Origin of the sequence: Dietzia sp. IN118 (genome assembly GCF_032905965.1) — a bacterium.
In the GTDB taxonomy this organism is placed as follows: domain Bacteria; phylum Actinomycetota; class Actinomycetes; order Mycobacteriales; family Mycobacteriaceae; genus Dietzia; species Dietzia kunjamensis.
This window is the reverse complement of the sequence record NZ_JAUMSR010000001.1, coordinates 188,779-196,596: the sequence shown is the minus strand read 5'-3', so window position 1 is coordinate 196,596 and position 7,818 is coordinate 188,779. Positions and strand designations below refer to the sequence as shown.

Genomic DNA, 7,818 nt, shown 5'->3' with positions numbered 1-7,818 from the left:
CCGGCCGGCGCGCCGTCCACCGCCCCCGCAGGCCCGGGCACCGCGGACGGCGGCGGGCTGCGCTTCGCCGTTCTCGGCTCGACCGTCCTCACGACCCTGGGCCGGTGGTCGTACGGCGTGTTCCTGTGGCACGTCCTGGTCCTGCACTTCGCGTTCCAAATCGCGGCGGTGCCCATGTTCTCCGGACAGATGCTGCGGATCTGGCTGGTGACCGCGGTGGTCTCGACGGTGGTCGCGGCTGCCAGCTACGCGCTGGTCGAGGTGCCGGCCGGACGCTGGCTGGCACCCCGGCGCGCGCCGCGCGGACGGCCCGCGGACGGCCAGCTGACGGCCAGCCCGGCGCAGACGAGCCCCGCCACCGTCGCGACCTGAGGCCCCCAGCCGTCACCGGCGTAGCCCAGCGGGTCCGGCCACGGGGCGCGGGACAGCACCGCGGCGCCGGCGACGATCCCCGCCCCGGCCCCCACGACGAGCAGGTGCCGGGCCCGCCCGGCTCCGAGGTACCGACTCGCCACCAGCGCACCCACGGTCAGCCCGGCGGTCACCCCCAGCCCGACCGGCCCGGCCACCGCGAACCCGAACGCGGCGGTCGCGGCGACCGTCAACGGTCCGCGCCCGCGCCACGGCGTGGCGCGGGCCCCCGCCCGGTCACGGCTGCCGCGGACGAGGAACAGCAGCAGGACCAGCAGCAGCGCGAGCGGCCCGGTGAGCAGCGCCGCGCGGTACGGCGCGTCGAGCGGCACGGTGAGCACGAGGGTGGCGCCGGTGGTGGTGGCGGGCAGCACCCAGCCCTGCTTCCACCCGTCGACGGTGACCGGACGCGGGTCGGCCAGGTCGGTGCCGTCGTCGGCGACGAGCCGGGCCTGCCACGCGGGCGTGACGGATTCGGGGATCACCAGGACGCGTTCGCGCGGCGCGGACGGCACGCGCAGTTCGCGCCGCGAGTCGTCCCACAGCGCGGTGGCGACGGCCCGGGCGGGGTGCGGGGCACCGCCGAGGATCGGCGCGGGGCCGCCCCCGGTGCCTCCCGTGCGGCTCCCGGTTCCCGGGTCGACGACGACGAGGCCCACCGTGTCGACGGAGAACGCCTGACCCGGGTCCACCGAGACCTCCTGCGGTCCCGCGTCCAGCCGGACGGCGGAGTCGTCGCAGAGCTCGGCCGTGACCGCGCGGCCCTCGAGCAGCGCCCGTCGGCTGGCGGTGATCCGCGTGCCGACGACCCGGTCGCCGAGGTGCAGCTTCGGCCCGTCCCGGCAGGTCAGGGTGACGGGCTCGTCGTCGGCGGCGGGCAGCGCGCCGATGCGGGCGCCGGTGGGGTCCTGTACCCACACCTCGGCGATGCCGGTGGGCAGCCGCGCGCCGGTGGGACCGCGCACGTCCCGGGTGTCGTCGACGCGGACGGTGATCCGATCGGTGTGGTCGGCGGGGACGTCGACGACGACGGAGCCGTCCTCCTCCGGGGTGAGCGTGGCCAGGTCGACGCGGGTGCGTTGGACCCCGGTGTCGACGGTGATGACCTCGGGCGCGGCGGGGGCCGCGGAGCGGGGTGCCCAGAGGCGGAGCGAGCCGACGAGCTGGCGACCGGGCAGGCTCAGGGCGAGCGACGGCGCGGGAACGTCCGGCGCGTGCCAGCTGGTGGAACGGTCGCCGTCGACGGCCGCCGACGGCCTGCCCGCGGGGTCGTCCACGAGCGACTCGCCCGTCGCGCGGACCTGCCGTGCGCGGGTGGCCGGGTCCCCGCGCAGGACGTCGTCGAGGGCGGGGCCGGGACGTGGGCGCACGAGCAGTCGCGGGATCACTGTCGTGGCGGCGGGGACGTCGAGCAGGCGGGCGAAGCGGCCCGGTTCCTCGGGGTCGATCGCCAGGCCGGGGGCGCACCTGGCGGCGCCGGTGGACTCCTCGGCCCCGGCGAGTCCCTCGACCGGGCTGCCGGCGTGGACGCAGTCCGAGCGGCCGGACAGTTCCTGGCGCAGCAGCCAGCCGGACGGCGCGCGGGAGTCCTCGGGCCGGCCGGGCAGGGCGATGGTCCGTAGCAGTGGGATGTCCTGGCCACCGGCGGTCAGTCCGATCTCGGAGACCTCGAGGTAGGTGCCGCGGCCGCCGTCGGCGAAGCCCGTGGCCGTCACCCTGACCCGCCCGGTGGGGCCGGGCGGCAGTGGCACGGAGGTCTGTTCGCCCACCGCGGGGAACACCGTCGTGGTTCCGGTGTCGGTGCGCACCTCCAGTCTGCTGACGGGCGGTCCGGCGGCGGGGTCCGGGACGGTCAGCGTCAGGACGCCGCGGTCGAGGGGCTCGGGCAGGTCGATCTCGATCCATTCACCGAACGCGGACCCGTACCCGCCGGATCGCCAGGCGGTGTCGGGATCACCGTCGACGGCGGCGGCGACGGAGTGCGCCGGCCGCACCGGTCCGGTCTGGGCCGAGTCGGCCGCCGAGGACGACACCGTGACCCGGGCGTCCCTCCATCGGGCCCGCGTGAGAGCCGGGTCGTCCTCGGCGACGGTCGCCGGGTAGTCGGGGACCGTGCCGCGGCTGCGGCGGGGGTCGCCCTCGGCCCGGACGGCCGAGGAGTTGTGGTCGACCCGGCCGAAGTCGGTCTCGCGATCCGCCGGGGAGTCCGTCAAGACCGGGCCGGTGGAGTTCAGCGGCCGCGGCCGCGGGAATGGATCGGACGCCGGGTCGACGCCGGCGGCGAGCGCGTCGGCCTCGAGCAGGCGCGTGACCCGGGACGGCGAGCCGACGGTGTCCTGAGACGCCAGCAGGTCGTCCAACCGGGACAGTGATTCGGGCCCTCCGGCGACGACCTGGAGGTCGCGGAGTTCCACCGTGTACGGCGCGGTCGCCGAGCGGGGCGGTCCGGGCGGCGCCGCATCCGATCCCAGTCGTGAGTCGACCCGGTAGATCTCGATCGCCGGATAGGCCGGCCGCAGCCCGGAATCGGGCACCACGACCACCTCGTCGTCGTTCCTGGCACCGTCGTCACCAACCCCGTCGTCACCACCCCCGTCGCCACCAACCCCGTCGTCACCAACCCCGTCGTCACCGACCCGGGATCCCCCGACGGGGTCGCCGAACTCGGCGACCTTCACCAACCCGGGCGAGCCGTCGATCGCCTGGTGCACCAGCGCCGGGCGCGGCGCGGCGGCGTCCTCGGACAGGTCGTTGCGCACCACGAGGAACCCGACGCCCAGCGACGCCAGTGTGGCGGCCATCCCGGGCGCGGCGCGGCCGTCGGCCAGTCGTTGCTGCACGGCGTCGAGTGCGCGGATCGCGGGGGCCGGCTGCAGCGGCACGGAGTCGCGGACCGCCCACGGCGTCCGGGCCAGCGGCTGCAGGGGTTCGTCCCGGGTGACCCCCCACACCTGGCGGGCGAACGACGCGCCGGGGACCACGAGCGCACGCGTGGTGCCGGCCGGGTCGGACTCCCCGTCCTCGCCGTCCTCGCCGTCCTCGCCGTCCGCACCCGGCCGGTCCACCGGCGCGTTCTCCGACAGCCACCGCGCCGCCTCCGGCCAGTGGTCGAGCAGTGACTCATGGGCGCCCACCGGCGCGAGCCTGCCCAGCCACGCCGGGGCCACGGACACACCCGCGGCCAACACGACCACCATCGCCACGGCCACCGACCGGTGGCGCTCCGGGTGCGCCAGCGCGTCCACCACGCGGACGCGGGGGGTCTCGCCCGGGGCGGCCCCGTCGCCGCCCCGCGCGAGTCCCGCGAGCAGACAGGACACCAGGTGGGCGACGCCCAGTACCAGCGGCAACCGCAGTAGCGGCTCGAACTTGTGGACGTTGCGCAGCGCGGCGCCCGGGCCGTCGAGGACGGCGCGCAGGGTCTCGGCGAGGCCGCCACCGGCGGGCCCGACCCACGGCGCCGCCATCGCCACCAGGCCGACGGCGCCGATCACCAACAGCGGGCCCCGTGCGGGCATCCCGCGCCACAGCAACCCCACGACGCCGGCCGCGGCGAGCACCCCGGTGGCCAGGACGAACACCGGCTCGCTCGTGAGGTCCGCGCCGGCGGTCCGGTCGGTCGACACGAACGGGACCCACGTCGAGGCGCCACGCAGCACCTCGGTCACCGAGGACCACCGGGTGGTGACCTGAGCCGACTCGATGTAGTCGAGGAACGGGGGCGAGACCCGGCCGAGCAGCACCAACGGCACCGCCCACCACACGCACACCGCCGCGGACAGCGGCAGCCACCACGCGGCCAGCCGCGCCCAGGTGCGGTCCGGACGGTGCAGGGCCCACCACAGCACCGCGGGCAGGCAGGCGGCCGCGGTGGCGACGGCGTTGACCGCACCCATCAGTGCCAACGCCAGCGCGGCACCGGCCCCGCCCCGGCGCGGCGACATCCGCCCCTGCAGTACCCGGATGACCGGCAGCAGCACCCAGGGCGCGAGGGCGACCGGCCAGATCTCCGACGAGATCGAGCCCAGGTCGCCGAGCATGCGCGGCGCGAGCGCGTAGAGGACGCCCGCGACCGGGCGCGTGACGCGGGTGCCGATGCGCAGCGCGGCGGCGACGCGGACCACGCCGACGAAGGCGACGGTCAGCACGACGGCCCACCACAGGCGCTGGGTCAGCCAGGCCGGCATCCCGACCAGGTCGAAGACCGCGAAGAACGGGCCCTGCGGGAACAGGTATCCGTACGCCTGGTTCTGCACCTGGCCGGAGAAGGACAGCCCGGTCCACAGGTGGGTGGCCTGGGCGAGGAAGCGCCCGGGGTCCACGACGAGGTCGTACTTGGTGTCCGGGACGACCAGACCCGGGGACTGCAGGCACGCCAGCAGGAGAAAAGCGAGGAACGCGACGACCGCGTCACGCGCGCCGGCGCCGAATCGGGCCCCGCGGATCACCTACGCCGGCGTGAGGGATTGACGGCTGCGCGGGATCAGCGCGCGCCGTACTCGACCTGGCCGAGCAGGGCCTGGTCGGCCGGCGGCTGCGCGACCTCGGGGATGGAGTTCTCGGCCATGGCGGTGTTGACCCCGAAGGCGACGATGCCGCCGAGGACGATTCCGCCGACTGCGCTGGCGAGCGCTCCGGTACCGAAGCTCATCGGGTTCTCCCTGCGGTTCACGTGACAGTGTCTGACGATGTCTCACGGCGGGTGCTGTGGAGCACACCGACGCCGGAAGAGTAGCACCCGCGGCCCGCCGGATCGGTGGAGCGGCTCCCATAAGTCCTTACCGGCGGGTAAGTTGGGTGTGGCACATGACACCGCGCCACACCAGACCGCACCACACCGCACCGCAGAGCGCCCGCCGGGAGGAGACCTGTGACGACGGGGACCAAACGCATCCCACGCGCGATCCGCGAGCAACAGATGCTCGATTCCGCGATCAGCGTGTTCTCCGATCTCGGCTACCGGTCGGCCTCGATGGACACCATCGCCCGCCACGCCAGCATCTCCAAGCCGATGCTGTACCTGTACTACGGCTCCAAGGAGGAACTGTTCGCCGCGTGCGTGGTCCGGGAGTCCGGGCGGCTCATCGACCACCTCACCGACGCCGCGACCGGCAGCGCCGGGCCACGGCGGAGACTCGAGGGCGTCGTCCAGGCGTTCCTGGAGTTCGTCGACCAGCACACGGACTCGTGGAACGTCGTCTACCGTCAGGCATTCGCCGAACCCCAGTTCCGTGAGGAGGTCGAGAAGACCCGGTCGGTCCTGGTGGACCTGACCACCGACCTCCTCGCGCAGAACTCCGTCGACGAGCGCAGCCGCGAGGTGCTCGAGGTCGTCGCGACCGCCCTCGTCGGGGCGGGCGAGGCGGTCGCCGACCGCGTCGCGCACCGCTCGATCCCCACGTCGGTGGCCGCCGGGGTCGTCGTCGAGCTCGCCTGGCGTGGCCTCGCGGGCGACCCAGCGAAGTCACTCACCACCGCCACAGAGGAGAAACCGTGACCGACACGTCCACCGCCACCGCCCGCCGGTCCGAGGCCGCCCGGACCCTCAGCCCGGCCGACCTCGCCAAGGGCCTGCCCTCCCTGGTCGCCGACCTGCCGTCCGTCCTCAACGGTCTCCGCATCGTCCGCACCTCGCGCAGCAGCCACAAGGTGTCCATCGGCCGCCGCTTCCAGAAGCTCGCAGCCGACCGGCCCGACGCCCCCTTCCTGAAGTTCCTCGGCACCGAGATCACCTACGGGGAGGCCAACCGGCGGGCCAACCGCTTCGCCGAGGTGCTCAGGGCGCGCGGGGTCCAGCGGGGCGACACCGTCGGCATCTGCATGGTCAACCGCACCGAGATCATGCTCGCGATCCTGGGTGCGGTCAAGGTCGGCGCGTCGGTGGGCCTGCTCAACCACCACCAGCGCGGCGAGGTCCTCGACCATTCGCAGAAGATCATCGAGTCCAAGGTCGTGCTCGTCGGCGCCGAGTGCGCCGAGGCCGTCCAGTCCGTCCCCCGGGAGAACTGGGTCGGCGAGCTCGTCGCCGTCAGCTCCCCGATCGACCTGCCCTTCCGCGAGTTCCGCGCGAACCACCGCCCGGAGGAGCTGTCCGACCTGACCTGGCTGGAGGACGAGCTCGACGCACTGGGCGACGACGTGGGTGACACCAACCCGCCGGAAGCCGACGACACCGTGGGGGACGAGACCGCCTACTACGTCTTCACCTCGGGCACGACGGGCCTGCCCAAGGCCTCGACGATGTCCCATTACCGCTGGAACAAGGCGATGGCCGGGTTCGGCCTGTCGGGCGTGCGCCTGCGCAAGGACGATGTCCTGCTCTGTCCGCTGCCGATGTACCACAACAACGCCCTCACGGTGGGCCTCGGCTGCGTGCTCGCCGCGGGTGCCTGCATGGCGATCGAGGAGCACTTCTCGGCGTCGAAGTTCTGGGACCAGGCCCGCGCGGCCGGCGCGACCGCGGCCATCTACATCGGCGAGATCTGCCGGTACCTGCTCAACCAGGATCCCGGCCCGGGCGACCGCGACCACTCCATCCGCGTCATGACCGGCAACGGCCTGCGCCCCGAGATCTGGCACGAGTTCCAGGAGCGGTTCGGGATCGGTCGAATCTGCGAGTTCTACGCGGCCAGCGAGTGCAACATCGCGTTCGTCAACGCCTTCAACGTCCCACGGACCACCGGCTACTGCCCCATGGACTTCGCGATCGTCGACTACGACCCCGAGACGGGTGAGCCCCGCCGGGGCGACGACGGCCGTCTGACGAAGGTCGGCAAGGGCAAGACCGGCCTGCTGATCAGCGGGATCTCCGACTCCCAGCCCTTCGACGGCTACACCGACGCCGAGGCCACGGAGAAGAAGATCGTCCGCGACGCCTTCAGCGACGGTGACGCCTGGTTCGTCTCCGGCGACCTCATGCTCGACCAGGGACTCAAGCACGCGTCCTTCGTCGACCGCCTGGGCGACACCTTCCGCTGGAAGGGCGAGAACGTGGCCACCACCGAGGTCGAGGCCGCGGTCAGCTCCCTTCCCGAGGTGGACCAGGCCGTGGTCTACGGCGTGGCCGTCCCGGACGCCGACGGCAAGGCGGGGATGGCGGCGGTGCGTCTGCACGACAAGTCCGACTTCGACGGTGCGGCGATGGCGAAGCACCTGCGCGACTCGCTGCCCTCGTACGCGGTGCCCCTGTTCGTCCGGCTGTCCAAGGAGCTCGAGCAGACCTCGACCTACAAGAGCCGCAAGAACGAATTACGTGATCAGGCGTTCGACACCTCGAAGTTCGATGACCCGCTCTACGTGTTGTCCAAGGAGAACGGGTACGTCCCGTTCTACGATGGCGCGGAGAACGACGTCGTCGCCGGCACCGTCTGAGTCCCCCCGCCCGACCCGGCCGGCGCCCCCCTACCA

4 protein-coding genes are annotated in these 7,818 nt (G+C 73.7%); 2 read left to right on the top strand and 2 right to left on the bottom strand.

Annotated features, from left to right (window positions below; all coding sequences use genetic code 11):
- Window positions 1–245 precede the first annotated feature (245 nt).
- On the bottom strand, window positions 246–4,859 hold the full coding sequence (locus Q2K20_RS18160) for an alpha-(1->3)-arabinofuranosyltransferase family protein (protein ID WP_410494159.1): 4,614 nt from the start codon (window positions 4,857–4,859) through the stop codon (window positions 246–248).
- 35 nt (window positions 4,860–4,894) lie between these two features.
- Window positions 4,895–5,062, bottom strand: coding sequence for a DUF2613 domain-containing protein (locus tag Q2K20_RS01020; protein ID WP_082923887.1), 168 nt, complete (start codon window positions 5,060–5,062; stop codon window positions 4,895–4,897).
- 219 nt (window positions 5,063–5,281) lie between these two features.
- Here Q2K20_RS01020 and Q2K20_RS01015 point away from each other — a divergent pair, with 219 nt between their 5' ends.
- Window positions 5,282–5,908, top strand: coding sequence for a TetR/AcrR family transcriptional regulator (locus tag Q2K20_RS01015; RefSeq protein ID WP_082923886.1), 627 nt, complete (start codon window positions 5,282–5,284; stop codon window positions 5,906–5,908).
- Window positions 5,905–7,782, top strand: coding sequence for a long-chain-acyl-CoA synthetase (locus tag Q2K20_RS01010; RefSeq protein ID WP_317176527.1), 1,878 nt, complete (start codon window positions 5,905–5,907; stop codon window positions 7,780–7,782). Before Q2K20_RS01015 ends, Q2K20_RS01010 begins: the two co-directional genes overlap by 4 nt.
- Window positions 7,783–7,818 lie beyond the last annotated feature (36 nt).

What these genes read in the sequence shown, in the direction of transcription:
- Q2K20_RS01020 (WP_082923887.1), bottom strand. Translation starts at nt 5,062, where the DNA reads ATGAGCTTCGGTACCGGAGCGCTCGCCAGCGCAGTCGGCGGAATCGTC.